Origin of the sequence: Xanthomonas sp. NCPPB 2632 (assembly GCF_041228075.2) — a bacterium.
Lineage (GTDB): Bacteria > Pseudomonadota > Gammaproteobacteria > Xanthomonadales > Rhodanobacteraceae > Luteibacter.
In genome coordinates this window covers 1,909,257-1,932,628 of record NZ_CM192979.1, presented here as the reverse complement: position 1 = coordinate 1,932,628, position 23,372 = coordinate 1,909,257, and the positions used below count along the sequence as shown (strand labels likewise).

Here is a 23,372-nt window from a genome sequence, read left to right as displayed (position 1 = left end):
GGCCGCCCATGCCTAGCTCTCCCCTGCTCACGCTCACCGTGCTGGACGACAACGCCGAGCGCTTCGGCGAGGAAGCCAGCAAATGCTTCGACACCGAGGGTGGCCGCATCGGCCGCGCGGAAGACTGCGAATGGGTGCTGCGCGCCGCCGGCGTGTCGCGGGTGCACGCCGTGGTTCGTTGCGTCAACGACACCTACTTCCTCGAGGACCGCAGTTCCAACGGCCTGCTGCTCAACGGTGAACCGCTGCGCAAGGCGCACCCCACGCCGCTGAAGGACGGCGACCGGCTGTACGTCGACACGTTCGAGATCGGCGTGGCGGTCGACACGGGCCGCGGCGCGGACACGCAGCCGCGCATGGACCCGCAGGCGACCACGCCGCTCGCCGCCTTCGTCGGCGACGCACCGTTGGCGGATGCCAACCCGTCGCTCGCGGCCGAACTGGAACCGCTGATTCCGGACAGCCGCCTCAACGCGGTCGCCGGCCACGGTCTCGACCCGCTCGCCTTCCTCGACGCGGCGCCGGACCTGCACGCCTTCGATGCCGCCCCGGCGGACCACGGCTGGAACCACACCGCCGGCGACAACGACGTCTTCCATCCGCCCCGTCCCGCCGACACGTTGGCGGCGGTGTTGCCCGACAACTGGGACCTGACGGACCTGCCCGTGGCGCCCGTCGCGGCGCCGCCTGCCGCCATGCCGATGGCAGCGCCCGACAGTACGCCCGCTCCGGTTCCCGCCGCGGTCACGACGTCCCCGACGCACGCCACGTCGACTGAGGTCGCACCCGACCTCGAACGCCTGTTCCACGTCGCGGTCGACGGCATCATCGACGTGCTTCGCGCACGCACGGAACTGAAGAACACGTTCCGGCTGCCGGTCACGGTCATCCAGCGCTCGGAGAACAATCCCCTGAAGTTCTCGCCCGACGCACGCGAGGCCGTGGGCAAGCTGCTGTCGCCGGCCAACCCGGCGTTCCTGACCGGCGAGGCCGCGCTCGGCGACGCGGTGGACGATATCCGCTACCACCAGGTGGCGATGCTGTTCGGCATGCGCACCGCGTTCGACGCGATGCTGGCGCGCTTCGCCCCCGCCCGATTCGAACCGGCGGCCGGCGCGCCCGCCTCGCGATCGCCCTTCCGGCGCAAGGACGAACCCTGGGACGTGTACCGCCGCCAGTTCGATGCGCTGACCGCCGATCCCGACGACTGCTTCAAGCGCCTGTTCGGCGACGTGTTCGCCCAGGCCTACGAGGAACAACTCGCCCGCCTGAAGAGCCCGCGTACCGCCGGCCTGCCCGGAACCTCGCCATGACCCAGAACAACAAGGTGGTGTGGAGCGAAGGCCTGTTCCTGCGGCCGCAGCACCTGCAACAGCAGGAGCGCTACCTGGAACGCCTGGTCGAGTTGCGTGCGGGCACGCTACGCGCGCATGCCTGGGGCGTGCACGAACTGGAAATCGATCGCGACCTTCTGGCCATCGGCAAGCTGGCCCTGCGGCATTGCCGCGGCGTGTTCCCCGACGGCACGCCCTTCGCCATGCCGGACGACGACCCGCTGCCGCCGCCGCTGGACGTACCGGCCAGCTGCCGCGACCGCGTGATCTCGCTGACGCTGCCGCTGAGGTCGCCGTCGCGGCCGGACAGCGGCTGGCCCGGCGAGCACGACAGCCGCGCCGATACCCTGCGACGTTTCCAGGTGCGCGAGACCGAGGTGCACGACGCCTCGGGCAGCATGGAGGGCATGACGCCGCTGGAAGTGGGCGGCATGAACGCGCGACTGCTGAGCGAGGACGAACCCAGCGAAGGCCTGCTGCGCATCCCGGTCGCCCACGTGGTGGAATGCCGCGCGGACCGCCGCGTGGTGATCGACGACGCATTCATTCCCAGCGCGCTGGCGTGCCATGCGTCCACCCGCCTCACCAGCTTCCTGTCGGAACTGCTCGGCCTGCTGCACCAGCGCGGCGAGGCGCTGGCCGGGCGCGTGGTGGCCACCGATCGCGGCGGCGCGGCGGAGATCGCCGATTTCCTCATGCTGCAGGTGATCAACCGCGTGCAGCCGCTGGTGGCGCACTTCGCCGCCTCGCCGACGCTGCACCCGGAAGCGCTGTACCAGGCGCTGGTGTCGATCGCGGGCGAACTGGCCACCTTCACCGCCGTGGGCAAGCGCGTGGCGGCGTTTCCCGCCTACCGTCACGAGGCGCTGCGCGAGACGTTCGAGCCGGTCATCGCGGCGCTGCGCCTGGCGCTCAGCGCGGTGATGGAGCAGAACGCGGTGCCGATCCCGTTGCAGGAGCGCAAGTACGGCGTGTGGGTGGGCGTGGTGCCCGACCTGACCCTGCTGGACACCGCCTCCTTCGTGCTGGCCGCCAAGGCCGACCTGAAGGCGGAGGACATCCGCCGGCAATTGCCCACGCAGTCGAAGATCGGCCCGGTGGAAAAGATCCGCGACCTGGTCAACCTGCAATTGCCGGGCATCGGCGTCTCGCCCATGGCGGTGGCACCGCGGCAACTGCCCTACACCTCCGGCTACCTGTACTTCGAGTGCGACAAGCACTCGCCGATGTGGCGGATGCTGCGCACCTCCGGCGGCATCGCGATGCATTTCGGCAGCGGTTTCGCCGGGCTGGAACTGCAACTGTGGGCCGTGAGGACCTGACCGATGATGTCCAGCATGCACGACGACGACGCCACGCGGCGGACGGACGACGACCGTACCGTGCTGCGGTCGCAGGGCCCGGCAACGATGCCCGGCCACCGCCCGGTGGTTGCTACGGAACACGCCGCGACGGCCGTGCGCGCCGAACTGGGCGACTTCATCCGCGGCGGCATGAACCCGCTGGCACGCGCGGCCAGCCCGTTGCTGCTGCTGGCCGTGCAGTTGCGCCACAGCGTGGACGTGCCCGACATGCCGCGCCTGCGCGAGCAGGCGGTGACGCAGATCAGGCACTTCGAAAATCATGCGCAGTCCATCGGCATCCCTGCGCAGACGGTGCTGGCGGCGCGCTACGTGCTGTGCACGATGATCGACGAATCCGTGCTCAACACGCCGTGGGGCGATCCCACCGGCTGGTCGCAGAAAACCCTGCTGGTGACCTTCCATGGCGAAACCTACGGCGGTGCCAAGTTCTTCCAGATCCTGGACCGGCTCGGCCAGGACGTCTCGCGGCACCTCGACCTGATCGAGATGATGTACATCTGCCTGGCGCTGGGTTTCGGCGGGCGCTACCTCGTGGAACCGGGCGGCATCGGCCGCCTGGCCGACATCCAGGAAGACCTGTACCGGCGCATCCGCGCCCTGCGTGAGGCGCCGGCCACGGAGCTGGCGCCGCACTGGCGCGGCATGGACGATCGCCGCAATCCCTTCCTGCGCTACGTGCCGCTGTGGGTCGTGGCGGTGGCGGCGGCCTGCGTGCTGCTGTCGGCGTGGCTGTGCTTCCAGAACCGCCTGAGCGCGCTGGACGAGCCGCTTAATGCGCAGCTGGCGCCGATCGGCACGGAAAACGCACCGCCGCCTACGCCCCGCGCGAAAGTGGTGCCCGTGCGCAAGACCCTCAAGCAACTGCTCGCGCCCGAGGAAGCCGCCGGCAAGCTGTCCATCGACGAGCAAGCGGACGGCCGGGCCAGTGTCCGGCTGGCCGCCTCGGAAATGTTCCCTTCCGGTGGCGCCGACATCACGGCCGACGTGGTGCCCCTGCTGCATCGGATCACCTGGGCCCTGAACCAGGTGCCCGGCCGCGTGGTGGTGGTCGGGCATACCGACGACCAGCCGGTGCGATCGCTGCGCTTCAAGGACAACTTCGAGCTGTCCACCCAGCGTGCGCGCTCGACGGTGACGATCCTCGCCGAGGGCCTGGACGACCCGCGTCGCCTGGAGTCGAGCGGCGCGGGACCGTCGCAACCGGTGGCCACGCCCGTGGACCTGCCGGCCAACCGCGCGCGCAACCGCCGTGTCGAGATCATGTACCTGCCGGAGACGAGCCGATGAGCCTGCGCCTTGGCTGGTTGAAATCGGGCCGTGTCATGGGCCTGGTGGGCGTGCTGCTGTTGGGCGTGCTGGTTTGGATCGGCGGGCCGTACCTCGGCCTGGGCGCTACCCAGCCGCTCGCGTCCGTGGCCGCGCGGGTCGCCGCGATCCTCGCGCTGTTGCTGATCTGGGCCGTGGTGGTGGCCATCGCGCTATGGCGCGAGCACCGGCGCGACAACGGCCTGGCCGCGGCCATGGCCGGGGCCGACGCCGACCACGCCGCGGAAGCGGCCGCCGCCGAATCCGCGCGCCTGCGCACGCTGTTCCAGCAGGCGGTCGATACCCTGCGCCGCACGCGTCGGCGCGGCCGCAACCTGTATGCCCTGCCGTGGTATGCGGTGATCGGGCCGCCGGGATCGGGCAAGACGACGCTGCTGCAGTACTCGGGCCTCGACTTCCCGGTGGCGGCGCACGCCGGCACCCACGCCGTGCGCGGGGTGGGCGGCACGCGCGATTGCGAATGGTGGTTCGCCGACGAGGCGGTGTTCCTCGATACCGCGGGGCGCTACACCACCCAGGATTCCGACGCGGCCACCGATGCGTCCGCCTGGATGGACTTCCTCCGCCTGCTGCGTCGCTACCGGCGCCGGCGTCCGCTGAACGGCGTGATCGTCAGCATGAGCGTGTCGGACCTGCTGACGCTGGACGAGTCGGAGCGCCTCGTCCACGCGCGTGCCATCCGCCGTCGCCTCGACGAATTGAACGCGGGCCTGAAGATGCGCGTGCCGGTGTATGTCGTGCTGACCAAGTGCGACCTCGTGGCCGGCTTCTCCGAATTCTTCGACGATCTCGGCCCGGAGCTGCGCAGCCAGGTATGGGGCTTCACCGTTCCCGTGGCGAAGACCCTCGACGGCAGCGCCGCGTCCCGCTTCGGCGAGGAATTCGACCTGCTGCTCGCGCGCCTGGAGACGCGCGTGGTGGCGCGCCTGCATGCCGAGCGCAACGACGTGCGTCGCGCCGCCCTGCTGTCGTTCCCGCAGGAAATGGGTGCCCTGCACGCGCTGGCCAACGCCTTCGTCGGCAGCGTGTTCGGCAGCCACCAGTACGGCGACACGCCGCTGCTGCGCGGCGTCTACTTCACCTCCGGCACGCAGGAAGGCACGCCGATCGACCGCATGCTGGGCACGGTGGCGCGCACGTTCGGCGTGGACGCCTCGCGCATGCCGGTGCCCGCCGCACCGCGCCGCAGCTTCTTCGTCGAGCGATTGATCAAGGACGTGATCTTGAAGGAATCCGGCTTCGCCGGTGCGGACCCCGCCAGCGAACGGCGTCTCCTGTTGCTGCGCGCCGGTGTCGTGCTGGGTACCGCTGCGCTCGTGGTGCTGGCCGTCGTCGGCATGTCCACCAGCTACGGCCGCAACCGAGCGCTGATCGCCGATGTGCGCGAGGCGATGGCCGACTTTCCCGCGCGTGCCGACGACCTGGCCCGGGCCGGATCGCTGAAGGTCTACCTCGCCCGCAGCCTGCAGCGACTGGAAATCCTCGACGAAGCGCACGCCGTGGCGGCGCGCCACGAGGGCGACGTACCGTGGCTGATGCGCCTGGGCCTGTACCGCGGTGCGGTGCTGGCCGAGGCGGTCCACGACGCGTACCGGCGCGAGCTCAACGGCAGCCTGCTGCCAGCGGCCGGCGTGCGCTTCCGCGACGGCCTGGCCGCCAGCGCGCGGCAGCCGCAGGAGGTGTACGACTACCTCAAGGGTTACCTGATGCTGGGCGAGCCCGCCCATCTGGCGCCCGCGGAGCTGGCGGCGCTGGCACGCGTGGAATGGCGCCGGCTGTTTCCCGCGGACGCCGACGTGCAGAAGGCGCTGGACCGCCACTTCACCGCGTTGCTGGAGTCGAAGGAGAAACCACGCGCCCTGCCGGTCGATGCCGGGCTGGTCGCCCAGGCCCGCGCCACGCTGCAAACCGCGGATGCCTCCGTGCTGGTCTACGACAGCGTGCGGCTGCGCGCGGAAAGCTCGGGTGCGCCGCCCCTGCGCCTGGACCAGTCGCTGGGCCTGCTCGGCAACGTGTTCCATCGACGCAGCGGCACCCCGATGTCGACACCGTTGCCTGCGTTGTACACCCGCGCCCTGTTCGCCGCGGAGGCCGCCGGCGGCGTCGACGAGGCCGTGGAGCGCTTCGTCAAGGAAGACTGGGTGTTCGGCTCGCACCGCATCGATCCGCTTGCGCGCTCGCGCATCACCCAGGAAGTGATGGCGATGTACGAGCGCGATTACATCAAGGCGTGGGACGACCTGCTGGCCGACCTGGAACTGCAACCGGTGACCACCATCCAGGATGCCAGCGCGGTGGCCGCGCGCCTTTCCGGCCCGGCCTCCCCCCTGAAGGCGCTGCTGGTCGTGGTGCGTGACAACACCAGCGACCTGATGCGCGGCCCGGCCACCGGCAAGACGCGCTCGGTGAGTGAAGAGCGCGCCGCGGGCGTCGGCAAGCGCATGGCCACCGACCGCGTGGTGTCGCGCAGCAACCTCGCCCGCCAGCTGCACGATGCGGGCGCGATCCTGCCCGACGACGACGGCCGCCACGACACGGGCGCCAGCGAGCAACGGCCCGGGGCCAGCATCGAGGAACACTTCGCCGACCTCAACCAGCTGACCGCCGGGCCGGCGGGCGGCGCGGCGATCGATCGCACCGTGGGTGTGCTGGACCAGCTGGGCAAGCACCTGCTGACCATGGACAGTTTCGACGACGCCACCGCGCAGGCCGACCCCGTGCTGCTGGGCGCGCGGCAGGATGCCAGCCAGCTACCGCCACAGGTGGGCGGCATGCTGTCCAACCTCACCGGACGCAGCCAGGCCCTGGTCGCCAGCGGGGTCAGCGGCGCGCTGGGCGACGCGTTCCGCGAAGCCGCCGGCAACGACTGCACGCGCATGGTCGATGGCCGTTACCCGTTCCGGGCCGACGGCAGCTCCGACATCCCGTTGCAGAACTTCGCCGAGCTGTTCGGCAACGGCGGGCGCTTCGACACCTTCTTCAAGCAGAAACTGTCGCCGCTGATCGACACGGGTGGCGGCACCTGGCGCTGGAAGAAAGCCGCGGCGAGCGGCCCCGCCAACCTGCCGGCGCAGGCCCAGCTGGCCGACGATATCCGCCAGGCGTACTTCCGCGGTGGCCCGCAGCCCGAGGTGGATTTCATGGTGCGCGTGGGGCCGCTGCCACCGGAGCTGCGCAGCTTCAGCCTGGTCGTGGATGGCCAGACGCTGGCATCGCCGGGCGAGGACGCCGTGGCGATGAAGTGGCCCGGTCCCAAACCCGGACAGGTGATCGTCAGCGCCGAGGATGCCACCGGCGCCAAACTCGCCGACCTGGACTACGAAGGCGAGTGGGCCTGGTTCCACGCGCTGGATGCCGCCGGCGTGCAGGCGCAGGGCGATCTGCGTCTCGTCGCCCGCTTCACTGTCGGCGGCCATGCGGTGCCCGTGACGATCCAGCCGTCCAATCTCAGGCACCCGTTCGGCGACGCGCGCGTGCGCCGCTTCCGGTGCCCCGGATGAATGCGATGACCGACACACGGCTCGGCTTCTTCGGCAAGCTGCCCGCCCTGGGCGATTTCGCCCGGCGCGGGCTGCCGCCGGCCTTCGTGCAACCGTGGGACGACGGCATGCAGCAGGCCATGGCGGCGGCACGCCAGCGCCACGGCGCACGCTGGCAGGACGCGTGGCGGGCCGCACCGACGTGGCGTTTCCTGCTGGCGCCGCGTGTCTGCGGCGAGCACGCGTGGGCAGGCATCGTCGGCCCGTCCAGCGACCGGGTGGGCCGCGGTTTCCCGATGGTGATGGCCACGCCGTGGACGACCGATCCGTCCTGGGTGCGACACCTCCTGCGCGCCACGCGCTGGTTCGGCGCACTGGCCGCCTTGCACCGGCGCGCGCAGGTGACGCACGGGCTGGACGCCGATGCGCTGGCGGCGGCGATCGTGCAGTTGCCCGGGCCCGAGGCCATCGACACGGCCGCCGGACTGGCCACCCTGCCCGGCCATGCCGGCCACTGGCGCCTGCCGCTGGCGGACGCGTGCGCCTACGAGGCCGCGCTGCTCGACAGCTGGCAGCAGCTTGCCCGACGCCCCGAGCCCTGGTGCCTGTGGTGGACCGACGAGCGCACGGCCGCGCCGGCCGTGCTGGCGACGCGGGGCCTGCCCACCGATTACACGTTGCTGCTCGACGAGGCCGCGACCCGCGGCGGGGCGCCGGCACCGTCCGTCGCGTCACCCTCTATCGCGGCCGACACCGCCCGGCACGAGCGCGCGCCGGCGATGCCGCGGGGGTCGATCCTTGCAGTCGCGCCCACGCCGGTCATCCACCTGCGCGACCGCAACATGGCCGTGGTCTGCGCCGACGACGCGCAGACACCGGACGACATGCGCATCGCGCAGGCGGTCCATGGCCTTGCCGGCCAGCACGACGGCATCGACACCTTGCGCGACGCCTTGTTGTCGTTGCACGCGCACCTCGGCGAACGCCGCGTCGATCCGGTCGGCGCGCCGTTGGCGGACACCGCCGTCGTGGCGGCGCAATGGAACGGCGGCCACGCGCGCCTGCTGCGGATCGGTGCCGCGGCGGCGTGGCACTGGCGGCGTGGCCGGCTCCGACCGGTGTTCGCGACGGTCACCGCGCCGAACGACGGCGGCCTGGACGACCTGCTGTTCGGACCCGCGGGTCCCGCACGCCCGGGCCTGGGCGGCATGCTGCCGCCGCGGATCGACGACGCACCGTGCGCCCTGGCACCGGGCGACCGCCTGCTGCTGGTCGCCACGCGCGCGCTGTGCGGTCTGCCCGAGGCCCGGTTCGCCGACGCGCTGGCGCACGCCGACCCGGACCACGTGCGCGGCCGCCTCGGCCAGGTGGCCGGCCTGCGCTCGCACCCTTCCACGTGGCCCATCGGCGTGATCGATATTCCCGCATGAAACGATCCCTTTCTTCCGCAGGCAAGACCGATACCGGCAAGGTGCGTGCGCGCAACGAGGACGCGATCCTGGTGCGCGACGACCTGGGATTGTGGGCCGTGGCCGATGGCCTGGGCGGACACGCCGCAGGCGACGACGCGAGCACCGCGATCGTGCAGCGGCTCGGCGCGCTGTCGCGCGACGGTAGCATCGGCGACTTCATCGAATCCATCGAGGACACGCTGCAGGCGGTCAATCGCGACCTCCGCGCCATGGCCTCGTCGCGCGGCGTCGCACTGATCGCGTCCACCGTCGTGATGCTGGTGAACGGCGACGACTTCCTGCTGTGCGGCTGGGTCGGCGACAGCCGCGCCTACGCCTGGCACGACGGCGCGCTGCGCCGGCTCACGCGCGACCATGTGCACGACGGCGGCGACGGCGTGACCCCGGGGGCGCTCACCCGCGCCATCGGTGCCGACGACGTGTTGCATGTCGACTGGGTGGTCGCCACGCCGCGCCCGGGGATGCGTTTCCTGCTGTGCTCGGACGGCGTGAACAAGGAACTGAGCGACACGGAGCTGGACGACCTGCTCGGACGCCACCGCGAGCCGGACCACGTCCTGGAGCACGTGTTCGACACCGCGTTGTCGCGCCGCGCGCGCGACAACCTGTCGGCCGTGGTAGTGAGGCTGCACCCATGACCCATGAAGACGACCGCGACCTGACCGAGGTCTCGCCCCTGCGCATCGAACGGCCGGAGGGCACGACGCCACCGTCGCCACCGATCACGGACGCGTCGGCGACATCGTCCGGCCACGACGACGACGCCACGGTGTTCCAGCCGGTCGTACCCACGCGCGCGTCGTCGGTACCCGTATCCGCCACGCAGCACGCGCACGCCGGCCTGCTGCTGAAGGAGCGCTTCCTGCTGCTGCGCGAACTGGGACGCGGCGGCATGGGCGTGGTCTACCTGGCCCGCGACGAGCGCAAGGTGGAGGCGCAGGACCGCGATCCGGAGATGGCGGTGAAGGTGCTCAACGACGCGTTCAGGCGTCACCCGGATGCACTGGTCGCGTTGCAGCGCGAGGCGCGCCGCACCCAGCACCTGGCCCACCCCAATATCGTGCGGGTGCACGATTTCGATCGCCACGGCGACATCGTGTTCATGACGATGGAATACATCGACGGCAGGGACCTGCGCCGGGTGATTCGCGAGGACGCGACCGGCGGCATGCCGCTGGCCCGCGCCTGGCCGCTGATCCAGGGCATGGGATGCGGCTTGCAGCACGCGCACGACAACGGCGTGGTGCATGCGGATTTCAAGCCGGGCAACGTCATGGTTACCGGCGGTGGCACGGCCAAGGTGTTCGACTTCGGTATCGCCCGTGCCGGTGCCTTCGGCCACGACGGTCACCCGCCGCGCGACGACGACGACGCCACCGTGTTCGATGCGCATTCGCTCAATGCCCTCACGCCGGCCTACGCCAGTCCCGACGTGACCAGCGGCAAGCGCTCGGTGCCCGCCGACGATATCTACGCGCTGGGTTGCGTCGTGTTCGAGCTGCTTACCGGTGCGCATCCCTTCGAGCGGATGAGCGCCGAAGACGCGATGCGCAACGGACGCCGCGCGCCCCGCGTGCGTGGCCTGCGCCCACGGGCGTGGCACGCGCTACGCGACAGCGTGGCGTTCGAGCGGCATCGGCGGCCGCGCAGTGTCGCCGCCCTGCTGGACGAACTGCGCCCGCGAAGCATGCGGGAGCGCCTGCGCGGATGGATGGCCATCGCCGCGGTCGTCGTCGCGATCGCGGCGATCGGTGGCTGGGCCATCCTGCGCGGCACCCACGCGGCACGCATGTCGACGGTGGCGGCGGCATTCACCGAAGGTGGCGACGAGGGGCACGCGCTGAAAGCCTTCGAGCGCCTGGACGACGACGAGCGCGCCCGCTTCGTGCTCGACGGCAACCGGCGCATCGAGGCCTTCCTGGCGGCACGTCTGGATCATTACTGGCACCCGGCCACGGGCGCCGAGGATTACGCGGGCGTGCAACGGGTGTTCGCGCTGCGCGATCGCCTCAAGCTGTTTTCGCCGTCGCTCGATGCACGCAAGGCCGCCGTGGAGCGCGAGCGCAACGATCGCCTGAATGCGTTCGACAGCCGCCTGCGCGATGCACTGGCCGCGGGATCGCTACTCGACGGCCCCGCCGACAGCACCCCCGTGCTGGTGCGGCGTATCCGTGCCCTGGACCCGGAGGGTGCCCGACAGGAAGACGACGAGATCGGCCTGAAATACGAAGCCGCCATCGCGGCCGCGACGGCTCGCGGCGACACCGACCAGGCCAGGCGCCTGCTCACGGTAGCATCGACGCTGTTCCCCGATTCGCAACGGCTGCGCGCCCGGCGCAATGCGACGCAGCCGGCGGCCAGCCCGTCGCAAGCGGAGGCAACGATGGCGGAGATGGCCTCCGCGATCGAGGCGGTGAAGCGCGCGGCCGCGGCCGGCGATACGGACAAGGCGCAGCGGGCCCTCGATCATGCCCGCGCTTTGCAGGCGGACAACGGTTTCGTCAAGGACGACGGCCCCCGGCTGATCGCCGCCACCTACCTGGACCAGGCCCACGACAAGGCACGGCACGGACACTGGCCGGAGGCCGTGGCGACCTTGCGGGGCGCCATGACCGCGCTGGGCCGTCGCACCGACCTGCAGGCGGCGCGCGAGCGCTACGACCTGGTCGCCACTGTCGAGGCCGCGCTGGACGCCACGCCACCGGTGGCCACCAACGCCGTGACCGATATCCAGAAGCGCTACGACGCCCTGCGCCGCACCGATGCCAGGGGCCTGCGCCAGCTGGACGGCGAACTGCACGATGCCGGCCGCGCCGGCGCCCTGTCGATGGCCACGCTGCTCGCGTCGCTCGCCGCGCACACGAGCCCCGCGGCAGTGGCGGACGTGGTCGGCCAGCGCCCCCGGGAGGCGAGCACGCACGGCCTGGCCCGCGCGCAGGGCGGTGATCCCTGCAACCTGGCGGCGCTGGCGGGAAGCGGCCGCTCGTGCATCGACCTGCTGAGCGACGGTACCCGTGCGCCGGCCACCGTCGTGGTGCCGGGCGGTGACGGTCTGGCGCCATACGCGATCACGCGCACGCCGATCACGGTCGCCGATTTCAATCGCTACTGCGCGGGCACCGAGCGCTGCGAGCCGCTGACCGGCGACCCGGCCCAGCCGGCGCGTCGCCTGTACCTGGCGCAGGCACGCATGTACGCGAGCTGGTTGTCGCGCATGTCCGGCTACGGTTACCGCCTGCCTTCCGACGCCGAGTGGAAACACGCGATCGTCGGCAACGCCACCTGCAAGGACAGCGGACGCGGCGCCCGGCGCGACGGCGGCACGTGGGGCACCACGCTCGACGGGCGGACCGACGAATGGGTGGTGGCGACGCCCCACACGGTGGTCGTCAGCGCCACCGCCCCCTGCACCGCCTCGCCGCGCCATGACGATCGCGGGCCGCCGCAGGCCGATGTCGGTTTTCGTCTGGTGAGGACACTCCGATGAGCCTGCTGGAGCAACGGACCAATCACGCCCTGCGCGCGCTGGACGACGACCTGCGCGCTGGCCGGACCAGCGTCGAGGATTACCGGGCGTACCGTCGCCACCTGTTCCATCGCCTGCGCGCTGGGCTGGAGACCACGCGCGACGTGACCGTGCGCCGGCCCACGCCCTGCGTCGTGCCGGCCGGCGTCGTTACCGGTCCCCGTGAGGGTACGGATGGGGCATCGGCATCGGCGGGAACCCATGTGCGTGCCGGCCCCATCGTCGTATGGACCCTCCTGCTGATCCTGCTGGCCGGTTGCGTGGTCATCCTGCTGCCGATCGTCCGCGGCCCATGAACCCGCCCGCCCCACGCCGCCCCCGTTGCCCGAGGCCCCCCGCATGACCGACTTCGATCTGGACACCGTGTTGCAACCCGTCAGCGAAGCATCACCCGCCGGGGACGACCTGGAGTACGACCCCGCGTTCCTCGACCTGGAACGCATCGCTTCGCCGATGGCCGAACGCGCCGTGGGCGATGCCGTGAAGGAGGCGCGCGAGCCGGACTGGGACAAGGTCCGTGTGGACGCGACCAAGCTACTGGGCGTTTCCAAGGACATCCGCATCGCCGTGCGCCTGCTGTGCGCGTGGACGCGAAGCACCCACCTGCCCGGCTGGGCGGCGGGCCTGGAGCTGCTGCATCGGCTGCTGCACGATTTCTGGGCCGACGTGCATCCACGGCCCGACGCCGAGGACGACAACGACCCGACGGCACGGGCCAATGCCGTCGCCGCCGTATGCGACACCCGCGGTGCTCTGGGCTATTTCCGCAACGCCACGGTGGTGACCTCGCCGCGCATGGGACGGTTCTCGCTGCGCGACCTGCGGCTGGCCAGCGGCACGCTGAAGATCGAGGCGTCCCACGACGGCGGACCGCCGCTCACCCTGGTGGACATCGAAGCCTGCTGCCTGGATTGCGCGGAAGGCGACCTCCTGGAGGCGGCCGACGCGGCCTCGCGCGCCCTGGCCCACGCCGAGGGTATGGCCTGGCTGCTCGGCGACCGGCTGGGCCTGGCGGCGCCGGATCTGCAGCCCCTGCTACAGGACGTGCGCGAACTGAGTGGCTTCCTCGGCACACAGGTGGCGCGCCGCTGCCCCGCACCCGCCGGGGAGGCCGCCACGGGCGAGGACGCCACCGATGAAGGCCAGGCGCTGCCGGGCATACCGGGCCGGATCGAGAGCCCCCAGGACGCGTCCCGGGCGATCGACCGCATCTGCGACTATTACGCCCGCAGCGAGCCGTCCAGCCCCGTGCCCTTGCTGCTGCGTCGCGCCCAGCGCCTCATCGGCATGGACTTCCTGATGCTGCTGGAAGATCTCGCCCCGGGCGGCATGAGCGAACTGCGGGTGGTCGCGGGCACACCGGACGACGACTGACCGTCCGCCTGCCGTGCCGCCGGCGAAACGTCAGAGCGGCTGCCCCAGCCTCGCTTCCAGCAAGGGGCGGTAGGTGCGGCTGACTCGGAACTGCTCGCCGCTGGTCAGGATGACCTTGAACTCGCCGTGCGAGATGGACTCGAGGGCCACGATGCTGTCGATATTGACGATGGTGGACCGATGGATGCGGATGAACTGCCGCGGATCGAGGCTGGCCGCCACCTCCTGCATGGCCGAGCGATAGATCAGCCGGCGGTTGCCGACGTGCAGGCTGAGGTACACCCCGGCGCTCTCGATACAGTCCACGGATTCCACGCGGATCAGTTCGGTGCGCTCGGGCGACTTGATGACGAAGCGATCGAGGTAACGGGGCAATACCGGGGTGGGCGACAACGATTTCTCCAGCTTCTGCCTGAACTGCGCCAGCGGCGCTTCCTCCAGCTGCCCCTTCAGACGATCCACCGCGATGGACAAACGCTTGGGGTTCAACGGCTTGAGCACATAGTCCAGCGCCATGGCCTCCAGCGAGCCGATGGACTGCTGGTCGAACGCGGTCAGGAACAACGTAGGCGGCATGCGCGATACGCCGATATGCCCGACCACCTGTATGCCGCCCAGGACCGGCATCTGCACATCGAGCAGCATTAGGTCCGGCGCGTATCGGTCGACCAGCTGGATGGCGTCGAAGCCGTTGCCGGCCTCGAAAATCTCGTGGATATCCGGGTCGGCGCCGAGGTAGTCGATCGCACTCTGGCGCTGGTGCACGTCCGCATCCACCACCAGGCAACGCAACGGACGAGAACGGTCGGCCCGCGGCAACGGCGTCATTTCCTTGCGAAGGGTTTCGCCCATTTCATCTCGCCCGCCATCGGCTGACATCGTAATGCCGGGCCCGTAATGCGCGTCCTGCCCGCCCATACGGGATGCGGATTCACCGCAATAACGCTCACGTGCGAAAACCTTTTTCGAGGGCTTCATTGCAACGGGCTCCGTTGTGCCAGTTTCGGCGAATTCGAAGCTTAGCCCGTCCCCGTGATGGGAAATAGAATTTGTTATGAAGCGGACATTTCAATCGATAAACCGGTGTTTTGGCGACACGGAACGGAACAAGAGGCAGTTTTGTTACAAAAAGCCATGAGAACGTTTACATGCACTATTTGGGCATGAATATGCTTATTACGTCACATAAAAAACGTAATCCGGAGGGGCCTTGAAAAAGCATTCCTATAATCGAAAAACACATACGCGTACGCATCGGTACGGATAATCAATGTTAATCAATTCTTCATGTAATGCGTTTCGAACGAACGTTTCCAAAACGTAAGCCGTGACGGATAACGTAATTTCCCTCGACAAACGCAATCACCCCCGTGGCTTGCGCCACGGGGGTGATGGAGGGGGTGACGCAGTAAGGTTCAGCGCTTCTTCTTGGGCCTGACGTAAAGCACCAGGCTGTGGTCCTCGATGACGTAGCCGTGGCGATCGGCGATCTCGTGCTGGAGGCGCTCGATCTCCTCGCTGATGAACTCGATCACCTTTCCGCTGTCAACGTCGATCATGTGGTCATGATGCTTGCCGCGATCCAGCTCGTAGACGGCCTGCCCACCCTCGAAGTTGTGCTTCATGACGATGCCGGCCGCTTCGAACTGGGTGAGCACCCGATACACCGTGGCAAGCCCGATGTCCTCCTGGTGCGCAAGCAGACGCTTGTAGATGTCTTCGGCCGTGAGGTGGCGCTCGTCCGCCTCTTCGAAGATCTGCAGTATCCGCATGCGCGGATGTGTGACTTTGAGACCCGCCTTGCGGAGCTCTTTGGTTTCCTGGTCCATAAAGACCCCCTCGCGGTGCCGTCAGGCGCTTAGTGTATCATCGCAGGCTTCACGATCCGGACGTTACTACGCATGCATAAGCTCATTCGCACGCTGGGTTTGGCCATGATGGCAGTCGCCATCGCGGGCTGTGGCCTCGTCTATACTCCCGACGTGCAGCAGGGCAACCTGCTCGACAAGAAAAACGTCGATCAGCTGCAGCCCGGCATGACCAAGCGTCAGGTCCTGGTGCTGCTGGGCACCCCCTCGGTCACCTCGCCGTTCGACCAGGATCGCTGGGACTATGTGTCCACCTTCTCGCATCGCGGCAAGAAGATGACCACTCGTACCCTCACCCTGACCTTCAACAACGACACGCTGGTCCGCACCGAAGGCGATTTCTTCGCCCAGGATGCCCAGCAGTTGCTGAAGGACTCGCAGAAATACAAGGCCAACCCCGTGGGCGGCGCCCAGGGCGACAAGAACACCAGCGCCGACGACAGCAAGAAGGACGACGGCGGCGTGTTCGGCGGCGGCTCGTCGGGCGACGACAAGAAGTAAGCGTCGGCGGAAGCCGGCCGGCAGGATCAGGCGCCGCGTTTCGCGCGGCGCCGCCGGGCCTCCATCGGGTCCAGGATCAGCGGCCGGTAGATTTCCACGCGGTCGCCCGCTTCCAGCGGCCGATCGGGCGCCACCTTCTTCGCAAAGATGCCCAGGCGCGCCGGGTCCGGCACCAGCCCCGCGGGTAACCGTGGCAGGGCCATCCCCACCGCCTCCCAGGCGGATGTGCCAGCAGGCACGACCAGCCCCACGACGCCCTGCCCCTCCGGGCCCGCGTAGGTCACTTCCACGGCAAGCTCAGCCATACAGGCGGCGGGCCTCGTCGCAGAAATCGTCCACCATGCGGTTGGCCAACTGCTGGAAGCCCATCTTCAGTACCGAGCCGCCCAGGCCCGCGTAGTCGAAGTCCAGCGCCAGTGCGATCTTGCAACCCACCTCGCCCAGCGCCTGGAAGGTGAACAGGCCATCGAGCGAGCGGAACGGGCCTTCCACGAATGTCATGGTGAGGCTTTCCGGACGGACCATGGTGTTGCGGGTGGTGAAGCTCTGCCTCAGGCCAGCCAGCTTGAGATCCAGCCGGGCCACCAGCACATCGGCTTCGCGCTCGATCACGGTGGCCGCATCACACCACCCGAAGCGCTTTGGGTATGCTTCCACATCGTTGACCAGGTCGAACATCTGCCCCGGCGTGAAAGGAACGATCGCACTGCGGCGGATTTCAATCATTTAGCTGACCTCGTCTTATGTGCCGGCAAACGGACCCGCCGGCCTTGTATCAGGGACCCGATAGACCGATTTTAGCGGACATGGCAAAAGCGAAACCGAAGGACACGGAAAAAGAAGGCGGCGGCACGATCGCGCTGAACAAGCGCGCGCGCCACGAATATCACATCGACCAGCGCTTCGAGTGCGGCATGGCCCTGGAAGGCTGGGAGCTGAAATCGCTGCGTGCCGGCCGGATCAACTTCGGCGAAGGCTGCTACGCGATCATCCAGCACGGCGAGGTGTTCCTCGTCGGCGCCCAGATCCCGCCGCTGATCAGCGCCTCCACCCACGTGATCGCCAACGACCGGCGCACGCGCAAGCTGCTGCTGCACCGCGAGGAGATCGACCGCCTGATCGGCGCCGTCGAGCGCAAGGGCTACACCCTGGTGCCCACCGCGATGTACTGGAAGCACAACAAGGTGAAGTGCGAGATCGGCCTGGCCAAGGGCAAGCAGGAGCACGACAAGCGCAACACCGACAAGGAACGCGAATGGGCGATCGACAAGCAGCGCGTCATGCGCTCGCACAATCGCATGGGCTGACCTGAACGGTCGGGCGGCGCCCATTGTGGGTGCCCCTCCTCGCCCATATACTGTGGGATGTAGTCACACAACGTTTTTCCCCGGGGGTGTTCTGGTTTCGACGGGGGTAGTGCGATCTACTGGTGCATGCCGAGGGGGCAGCTTTCCTCGTTAAACCAGCCGCAAAACATATAGTTGCCAATGACAACTACTACGGTGACAACTCGGTGGCTCTCGCCGCCTAAGCTGTCCGGCCCCTAAAAAAGGCCAAACCCCCGACCCGATCTTGTGCTCATGCTCGTCGGTGTAGGGTCACTATCATGAGACCGCCGAAAGACCCTCCATCTGTGGGTCTGACGCTAGATCAATCAGATATGTCCGCCGGTGCGCTTAGCACGCCGTGCTGTCGGTGGACGAGATCTAACGGTGAGCTAAGCATGTAGATCTGGAGATTAAACGCCTTCGGACGCGGGTTCGACTCCCGCCACCTCCACCAACACCTGCGGCGAAACAACGTAAATCGTTGTTTCGCCGTTTCTTTATGCGGCAAAGCGATGCCCAAAACGGCCCTTCCATTGGTGTCGTTTTATGGGCCACTCCCATGCCTAAACCCTTGTTTTTCCAGCGCCCATCTGGGCTTTACGTTCGGTTTCTCGTGCCGGTTCACGCACGCGAAGTGTGGGGAGCCCGGATCGTTGTGAAGCCGCTGGGAGGCCGGCGCGGCGACGCCGCCCGCTTGGCTGCGGCTCGCCTCGGCTATGCTCTGTCGGTCTTTTTTGACGACCTGAAACTCATGGGGAGGGCGCTGATGTCGGAACTGCTCGTCAAGGTGCAGCGGGACGCACAAGGACGGCGCATTCGACGTCGGATCACCGAGCACCCGGGCAAGTTCATTCACGCGAACTACCAGGTCGAGGAACGTCTGGACGGCAGCTGGGTGATCATCGCCGAGGGGCCGGAGGACCATGAAAACGCGATGGACATGGTGCGCCTATTGCGCAACATCCCGCCGGATCCTGCCTTCGTCCGGACCCGCTTGGCCCCTCCTCCGGTCACCGGGCCGATGTTGGAGCAACGCGTCGAACTGTTCCTCGAGCAGTTCAACCAGAAGCAGCGGGCCGAGGCCAACAAGCTGGACACCGCGTTCACCATGCGCCTGTTCGTCGGGATCATCGGCGACAAGGCATTGGCAAGTGTTGGGGCTGAGGAAATGGACCGTTGGCTGGACGCCCTCGCCCACTGGCCGCCGAACGCGACGAAGCGGGAACCCTACAAGGACCTGTCCCCGCGGGAGGTCGTGATCGTGTCCAAGCGCAAGGGCGAGACCCCCATCAGTTTGCGCACCCGGGAGAAACATCTGGACCGGCTCCGGGTGTTCTTCAATTGGGCCATGGAACGACGCGACGTGGACCGCAACCCGTGCGCGTCCATCCACGTCATGACCCGAGAACAGGAAGACACGCAAAGTCGCCGGGCCTTCACCGCGGCCGAGCTCGCCACGATCTTCAACCCGGCGCTGCGCGAGGTGCATTGCGACACTCCGGCCCGTTGGTGGCTGCCGCTGCTGGCGCTGTATTCGGGTGGTCGCGCTCAGGAACTCGCCCAGTTGAACACGCAGGACATCGAACAGGTCTCGGGCATCTGGGGCTTCCACATCGCCGCACGCTTCCCGGGCCAGAAGTTGAAGAACCGCCAGTCCCGTCGGTTCGTCCCGCTGCACCCGGCGCTGCTCGATGCGGGCCTCCTAACGTATCGCGAGGACATCGTGGGCATGCTGGGCGAAGGTCCGCTTTTTCCGGGACTGGGCGCGAAACCCGGAGATACGATCGGCGACTGGTTCAACCGCACCTACCTGCGCAACCAGTGCCACATCCAGGGTCAGGTCTACCACTGCTTCCGCCACAGCTTCATCACCGCGGCCGATCGGGCCGGCATCCCCGAAGCTCGGATCGCGCGCCTCAGCGGGCATGGGCAGGGTGGGTCCGTGCTTCGCGGCCACTACATCGACGTGCCGACCTTAGCCGAGCGGGCGGCGGCCCTTTCCGCCGTGGACTTTCCCCTGCCGGCCGTCGAGACCTACGCCGCCGGCCAATTCAACGCCTTTTTAGCGAAGGTCGCTCGGGGACAGAGGCGCCGGGATGCGCTAATTGCTCGCGCAAGCCGCCAGAAAGCGCAGGCATGATTATTGAGTCTGGCCCGACATCGCATCCACTGCCTGTCTAGAATGGCGAGCAAACTAAGGCCGAACCGTTTGGGGTGCGGCCGGCCCCTTTTCGCTGAGATCAGCGGTAGGGCATCCGTATCGCGGTCGTTAGACGGGAACCCTTACGTGGGCCGACGCTTGTGCCGGGTCGTCGGGCGCCGGGCTCCGGAGAACCCGCCATAATGTGAATTCTCCGGTTAAAGGATCAGGCCGTTGTCTTCGAAGACCATCAACCCGTTTTACTCTTTCTATCGGCCAGTTCGAAATCGGTCCCGGCGTTACAACCTTTTTCCCAGCCTGACCGCCATCTGGGCATACAGTTTGCACATCATTGATGGGCAGCCGTTGTCCTGGCAGTGGGCGCAGGGTGCCCCGCCGGGCATCAGCCTCAAAAAGGTGATGTTCCCATTTCAACTCGTGACGCTAGCGAGAGAGATCATTATCAACGCAGCGACCGATGAGTCAGGCGATAAGGATCTCGCTGACTGGCGCGGTTTGGCCGACCTAGCAAATGAGATCCGGCGCGCCGAAAACAATTTCGCACAGTGCGGCACCCTAGATGTCTTGTGGGAGCTTCATTCAATGGCGCACCTTCAATTCCCTCTGCAACGAACGATCAACTTCGGTGCCATCGTTCGTGCTTCCAAAATTTTTGGGACGCCCGGTGTTGAAGCCGTTGTGGTCGCGAGCTTGGGCATGACCATGAGGCAGCTCTTGCGGCTGGGCTTTGCGGTGTTTGCCAATTATCGTCTGAGACCGACCATGAATGCTTTAGCCGACTACACGATTATTGGTGCATCCGCCGAAGTTTCAAGGAAATTCTTCGACCGCATGGCGATCGACGCATTTGATCTTCGCAAGCGGATGCAGCCGCGGCAATCCTACGATGCAAACTGGATTTACACACTCAACGATCTGACAGCAACGCCTTTGATTCGTGTTGATCCCGCGCATCCCGAACGACTTGTCTGCCCCATTCCCCGCCTGCTGTTTGATCGCATCACCAACGGCGTATTCTTCGACATCGTAAATGAACCTGGCTTTTCGGATGCGTTTGGTCCCGCGTTTGAAAGCTACACCGGCGAAGCGCTACGACGAGCGCTCACCGGCCCGGAATTTCGGATTGAGAAAGGGAAGCCCTATCAGCACGTCAAACGTGAGTTGAAGCATGGCGCCGACTGGGTCGTCTCCGATCCGACCGGTCACATCTTCGTCGAATGCAAAGCCAAACGCTTCGCCTACCCGGCCAAGATGCTCCTGATCGAAGATGCTCTGGAGAGAGACCTTCAAACTTTCGCGAAGGCGATCGTCCAGAACTACAAGAACATCCTCGATGCGAAGGAAGGCATCACCGATTGGTCCGATGACGGGCTCCCCGTCTATCCTCTGGTGGTGACTCTCGAAGAACTCTATCTCTTCGGTCCCGCAGTGACGGCCCGGTTGGACGCCCACGTTGAAGCCGTCATGGTGTCGGAGAAGGTTCCCCTCGATTTGCTCAGAACGATGCCATGGCTGATTGCATCGGTGCGCGAGTTGGAGTTGGCTGCTCAGGTTGTGAACAAGCGCGGCGTTTCCGAAGTTTTTGGCCCTGTGCGCAGGCCCCCTTACGAGGGATGGAACTTGATCAATTTTATGCAACAGAAATTCGAAAATGAGCTGCTGGACTGCACCGAAAGCCTGTTCCCCGAGGAAGAGGATCGTTTGTTTCCCGAGGAGGAAATCCGCCGCGTTAAAAACTGACGGCAGTAGCGGTCACGTCATCAATTCCCGCAGGTTGCGATGACCGGACTTGTCCAACAATGCGCGGATCTGACTTCGCACGGTGCTGATCTTCACTCCCCGCGCCTCCGCATGCTCTGCCGGCGTCCGACCGTCTCGAAGCGCGCGCCACAACGCTTCTTCGGCCGCCGTGAGACTCCATCGCCGCGCTTGCTCGCTTGCTCCTGCATTCTCCCGATCGCTCAGCGGCACGACGGTGAGCACGACACTGGCTCGGTGGTGAAATCCTGACGGGTGGCCCACCGCGTCCACCAGCTTGCCCAGACTGCCGGCCGCTGTCGGATTTCTTGGCAAGGGGGATAGCCGCAAGCCCAGGATCCGTCCCCGGTGATGCACGGTGCTGGAGAACGGCAGCCGCGTGGCCGCCACGGCGCGGACACGGGCTTCCAATGAGGATCCGGCCTGCGAACCGGACAACCCCAGGTTGGCCCGGCGCATGTGCGGCCCAAGCAAGTGCGCCGCCGCCGGATTGGCGTGGCACACCCGACCGCCGTCGTCGAAGAACACGATCCCCTTAGCGAGCTGGTCCATCGCGGCCTGGCCGGACGCAGCAGCCTCCCGTAGCCAATCGGCCCGCACCATCATGGGCATCCACCGAGCCAGGTGATACATCACGCCGGATAACGCTTGCCGCTTAGCACCCTCGAACCGCGACCGTCCGACGAGATGACTGAACGCGATGTCGACGTGCCGTTCTCCGTCACGGAACACGTTGCCGCCGGCGACATAGCGGGGCCCGTGTGGGATCAGGAAGTCCTGATAGAACTCGGACCGGGCGACGTAGCGGTCATCGAGCTCGTCGTGGCACGCCACGCACAAACCGGTGGGTGCGCGAGAGCCCATCTTCCGCCGGGGATCGATCGCCTGGTAGTGAGACAGGTAAGTGGCCTCGGCGCCGACGATTTGGTGACCCGTGATCAGGCTGACCAGCACCTCGTTCTTGCTTTCATCCCAGCCGATGAGGTGCACGCCGTCGCAATCCAGGAACCGGTTGAAGCCGGCGATGACGTGAGCCGCCCGGCCAGGGTCCAGGACGGTTCCATACAGATCGGCCACCAGCGCGTCGCGCACCTCTGCGCGTTCTCGCCATCCCTGCGCCATCGGTGACCCCCTGTCATCCACACTTTTGAGGATGAGGACGGTAGTCCCGCTCTCTAGGCTTTGCAACCGAACCGTTCAACGCCACAGGGGAATTTCATGCGTTCGTCCACCGGCACCATCTTCGTCCTGGCGGTCTTCCTGACCGCCGCCCTCGCCTTCTCATCCGGCACGCTGGCTGCCGACGGTGCGGTCAGCCATCGCCTCACCGTGGTCAACGATCGTCCGGATCCCATCGACTCCCTGGCCTATACCCCCAGCGGCGCGGATCGCTGGTTCTCGGTGGTCGGTGGCCCCATCGCTCCCGGCAAGGCCAGCCAAGCCGTCGTGAGCCTGCCAGGGTCCGCGTGCGTGTTCGACGTTCGGGTGCGCTATGCCGGCCAGCCGGCCGTGCTGATCAAAGCGTGGAACGCCTGCGACATGCCGGTCCTGCACGTGCGTCAACCCGGCCCAACCTGACAGATCGCCTCAGGACGCTCGCCGGCGCCGCGGCGGTCGCCGCTCCGTTTCCGGGGCGGCCAGTCGGGCCTGCAGGCGCTTGGCGAAGTCGACCAGCGAGACGTCGTAGAGACGGATGAGCTCCAGGACCTGCACCAGGTCAATGCCGCGCTGGCCCACTTCCACCGCCGACACGTAGGACTGGGGCCGGTCGCCCAAGTGCGTCGCCACTTCCAGCTGAGACAGCCCCGCTTCCAGCCGCATGTCTTTGAGCAGCAACGCGATTTCCGCGTGCTCGGAGCTGTGTCGGGATCCGCGTTTCAT

The 23,372-nt window shown here is 67.5% G+C and carries 20 protein-coding genes and 1 other RNA gene; 15 read left to right on the top strand and 6 right to left on the bottom strand.

The genetic code is table 11. The features are described from left to right. The first annotated feature begins 8 nt into the window (after positions 1-8). From tagH to tssA, 9 genes are read left to right on the top strand one after another with little or no spacing between them, the layout of a single operon-like run. A complete protein-coding gene (tagH, locus tag AB8808_RS08800) occupies positions 9-1,313 on the top strand; it encodes a type VI secretion system-associated FHA domain protein TagH (protein WP_369928564.1) in 1,305 nt (434 codons plus the stop codon). Then, entirely contained in the window at positions 1,310-2,656 is a 1,347-nt protein-coding gene (gene tssK, locus AB8808_RS08795; protein WP_369928562.1) for a type VI secretion system baseplate subunit TssK, read from the top strand. The genes tagH and tssK overlap by 4 nt, the downstream gene beginning before the upstream one ends. A gap of 6 nt (positions 2,657-2,662) precedes the next feature. Next, the gene (gene icmH, locus AB8808_RS08790) at positions 2,663-3,985 is read left to right on the top strand and encodes a type IVB secretion system protein IcmH/DotU (RefSeq protein ID WP_506193256.1); all 1,323 of its coding nucleotides are present in this window, start codon (positions 2,663-2,665) and stop codon (positions 3,983-3,985) included. Further along, positions 3,982-7,524 carry a type VI secretion system membrane subunit TssM gene (gene tssM / locus AB8808_RS08785; protein ID WP_369928558.1) on the top strand — a complete coding sequence of 1,181 codons (3,543 nt, stop codon included), beginning with the start codon at positions 3,982-3,984 and terminating at the stop codon, positions 7,522-7,524. Before icmH ends, tssM begins: the two co-directional genes overlap by 4 nt. Positions 7,525-7,529: 5 nt before the next feature. Next, on the top strand, positions 7,530-8,933 hold the full coding sequence (tagF, locus tag AB8808_RS08780; protein WP_369928556.1) for a type VI secretion system-associated protein TagF: 1,404 nt from the start codon (positions 7,530-7,532) through the stop codon (positions 8,931-8,933). Next, a complete protein-coding gene (locus AB8808_RS08775; RefSeq protein ID WP_369928554.1) occupies positions 8,930-9,613 on the top strand; it encodes a PP2C family protein-serine/threonine phosphatase in 684 nt (227 codons plus the stop codon). Before tagF ends, AB8808_RS08775 begins: the two co-directional genes overlap by 4 nt. Further along, positions 9,610-12,462, top strand: coding sequence for a bifunctional serine/threonine-protein kinase/formylglycine-generating enzyme family protein (locus tag AB8808_RS08770; protein WP_369928553.1), 2,853 nt, complete (start codon positions 9,610-9,612; stop codon positions 12,460-12,462). The genes AB8808_RS08775 and AB8808_RS08770 overlap by 4 nt, the downstream gene beginning before the upstream one ends. Beyond that, positions 12,459-12,797, top strand: a complete 339-nt coding sequence (locus tag AB8808_RS08765; protein ID WP_369928552.1) for a hypothetical protein — start codon at positions 12,459-12,461, stop codon at positions 12,795-12,797. Before AB8808_RS08770 ends, AB8808_RS08765 begins: the two co-directional genes overlap by 4 nt. Before the next feature lie 43 nt (positions 12,798-12,840). Continuing rightward, on the top strand, positions 12,841-13,875 hold the full coding sequence (gene tssA / locus AB8808_RS08760; RefSeq protein WP_369928550.1) for a type VI secretion system protein TssA: 1,035 nt from the start codon (positions 12,841-12,843) through the stop codon (positions 13,873-13,875). Between the two features lie 30 nt (positions 13,876-13,905). Here the strand turns inward: tssA and AB8808_RS08755 are convergent, their stop codons facing one another. Then, complete coding sequence (locus AB8808_RS08755; RefSeq protein ID WP_369928548.1) at positions 13,906-14,727, bottom strand: LytR/AlgR family response regulator transcription factor; 822 nt, start codon at positions 14,725-14,727, stop codon at positions 13,906-13,908. A 563-nt stretch (positions 14,728-15,290) separates the two neighbouring features. Beyond that, complete coding sequence (gene fur / locus AB8808_RS08750) at positions 15,291-15,704, bottom strand: ferric iron uptake transcriptional regulator (protein ID WP_369928546.1); 414 nt, start codon at positions 15,702-15,704, stop codon at positions 15,291-15,293. 72 nt (positions 15,705-15,776) lie between these two features. Here fur and AB8808_RS08745 point away from each other — a divergent pair, with 72 nt between their 5' ends. After that, positions 15,777-16,244, top strand: a complete 468-nt coding sequence (locus tag AB8808_RS08745; protein ID WP_369928544.1) for an outer membrane protein assembly factor BamE — start codon at positions 15,777-15,779, stop codon at positions 16,242-16,244. A gap of 26 nt (positions 16,245-16,270) precedes the next feature. Here AB8808_RS08745 and AB8808_RS08740 read toward each other — a convergent pair whose 3' ends face one another. Continuing rightward, positions 16,271-16,534, bottom strand: a complete 264-nt coding sequence (locus AB8808_RS08740; RefSeq protein ID WP_369928543.1) for an RnfH family protein — start codon at positions 16,532-16,534, stop codon at positions 16,271-16,273. Positions 16,535-16,541: 7 nt separating this feature from the next. Beyond that, positions 16,542-16,970: a type II toxin-antitoxin system RatA family toxin gene (locus AB8808_RS08735; protein WP_369928541.1), complete on the bottom strand. Its 429-nt coding sequence runs from the start codon at positions 16,968-16,970 to the stop codon at positions 16,542-16,544. An 80-nt stretch (positions 16,971-17,050) separates the two neighbouring features. Here AB8808_RS08735 and smpB point away from each other — a divergent pair, with 80 nt between their 5' ends. From smpB to AB8808_RS08715, 4 genes are all read left to right on the top strand, one after another. Then, positions 17,051-17,551, top strand: coding sequence for an SsrA-binding protein SmpB (smpB, locus tag AB8808_RS08730; RefSeq protein WP_036112483.1), 501 nt, complete (start codon positions 17,051-17,053; stop codon positions 17,549-17,551). 82 nt (positions 17,552-17,633) lie between these two features. Then, positions 17,634-18,026: a transfer-messenger RNA gene (ssrA, locus tag AB8808_RS08725) on the top strand. A gap of 105 nt (positions 18,027-18,131) precedes the next feature. Continuing rightward, positions 18,132-19,712, top strand: coding sequence for a site-specific integrase (locus tag AB8808_RS08720; RefSeq protein ID WP_369928538.1), 1,581 nt, complete (start codon positions 18,132-18,134; stop codon positions 19,710-19,712). A gap of 234 nt (positions 19,713-19,946) precedes the next feature. Further along, positions 19,947-21,473, top strand: coding sequence for a hypothetical protein (locus tag AB8808_RS08715; protein WP_369928537.1), 1,527 nt, complete (start codon positions 19,947-19,949; stop codon positions 21,471-21,473). A 12-nt stretch (positions 21,474-21,485) separates the two neighbouring features. Here AB8808_RS08715 and AB8808_RS08710 read toward each other — a convergent pair whose 3' ends face one another. After that, positions 21,486-22,613, bottom strand: coding sequence for a helix-turn-helix transcriptional regulator (locus AB8808_RS08710; protein ID WP_369928535.1), 1,128 nt, complete (start codon positions 22,611-22,613; stop codon positions 21,486-21,488). Between the two features lie 96 nt (positions 22,614-22,709). Here AB8808_RS08710 and AB8808_RS08705 point away from each other — a divergent pair, with 96 nt between their 5' ends. Next, positions 22,710-23,069, top strand: coding sequence for a hypothetical protein (locus tag AB8808_RS08705; RefSeq protein WP_369928533.1), 360 nt, complete (start codon positions 22,710-22,712; stop codon positions 23,067-23,069). 9 nt (positions 23,070-23,078) lie between these two features. Here AB8808_RS08705 and AB8808_RS08700 read toward each other — a convergent pair whose 3' ends face one another. Continuing rightward, entirely contained in the window at positions 23,079-23,372 is a 294-nt protein-coding gene (locus AB8808_RS08700) for a helix-turn-helix domain-containing protein (RefSeq protein ID WP_369928531.1), read from the bottom strand.

Coding starts and splice junctions, on each gene's coding strand:
- tagH (WP_369928564.1), top strand. CDS start 9: ATGCCTAGCTCTCCCCTGCTCACGCTCACCGTGCTGGACGACAACGCC.
- tssK (WP_369928562.1), top strand. CDS start 1,310: ATGACCCAGAACAACAAGGTGGTGTGGAGCGAAGGCCTGTTCCTGCGG.
- icmH (WP_506193256.1), top strand. CDS start 2,663: ATGTCCAGCATGCACGACGACGACGCCACGCGGCGGACGGACGACGAC.
- tssM (WP_369928558.1), top strand. CDS start 3,982: ATGAGCCTGCGCCTTGGCTGGTTGAAATCGGGCCGTGTCATGGGCCTG.
- tagF (WP_369928556.1), top strand. CDS start 7,530: ATGACCGACACACGGCTCGGCTTCTTCGGCAAGCTGCCCGCCCTGGGC.
- AB8808_RS08775 (WP_369928554.1), top strand. CDS start 8,930: ATGAAACGATCCCTTTCTTCCGCAGGCAAGACCGATACCGGCAAGGTG.
- AB8808_RS08770 (WP_369928553.1), top strand. CDS start 9,610: ATGACCCATGAAGACGACCGCGACCTGACCGAGGTCTCGCCCCTGCGC.
- AB8808_RS08765 (WP_369928552.1), top strand. CDS start 12,459: ATGAGCCTGCTGGAGCAACGGACCAATCACGCCCTGCGCGCGCTGGAC.
- tssA (WP_369928550.1), top strand. CDS start 12,841: ATGACCGACTTCGATCTGGACACCGTGTTGCAACCCGTCAGCGAAGCA.
- AB8808_RS08755 (WP_369928548.1), bottom strand. CDS start 14,727: ATGGGCGAAACCCTTCGCAAGGAAATGACGCCGTTGCCGCGGGCCGAC.
- fur (WP_369928546.1), bottom strand. CDS start 15,704: ATGGACCAGGAAACCAAAGAGCTCCGCAAGGCGGGTCTCAAAGTCACA.
- AB8808_RS08745 (WP_369928544.1), top strand. CDS start 15,777: ATGCATAAGCTCATTCGCACGCTGGGTTTGGCCATGATGGCAGTCGCC.
- AB8808_RS08735 (WP_369928541.1), bottom strand. CDS start 16,970: ATGATTGAAATCCGCCGCAGTGCGATCGTTCCTTTCACGCCGGGGCAG.
- smpB (WP_036112483.1), top strand. CDS start 17,051: ATGGCAAAAGCGAAACCGAAGGACACGGAAAAAGAAGGCGGCGGCACG.
- AB8808_RS08720 (WP_369928538.1), top strand. CDS start 18,132: ATGCCTAAACCCTTGTTTTTCCAGCGCCCATCTGGGCTTTACGTTCGG.
- AB8808_RS08710 (WP_369928535.1), bottom strand. CDS start 22,613: ATGGCGCAGGGATGGCGAGAACGCGCAGAGGTGCGCGACGCGCTGGTG.
- AB8808_RS08705 (WP_369928533.1), top strand. CDS start 22,710: ATGCGTTCGTCCACCGGCACCATCTTCGTCCTGGCGGTCTTCCTGACC.
- AB8808_RS08700 (WP_369928531.1), bottom strand. CDS start 23,372: ATGAAACGCGGATCCCGACACAGCTCCGAGCACGCGGAAATCGCGTTG.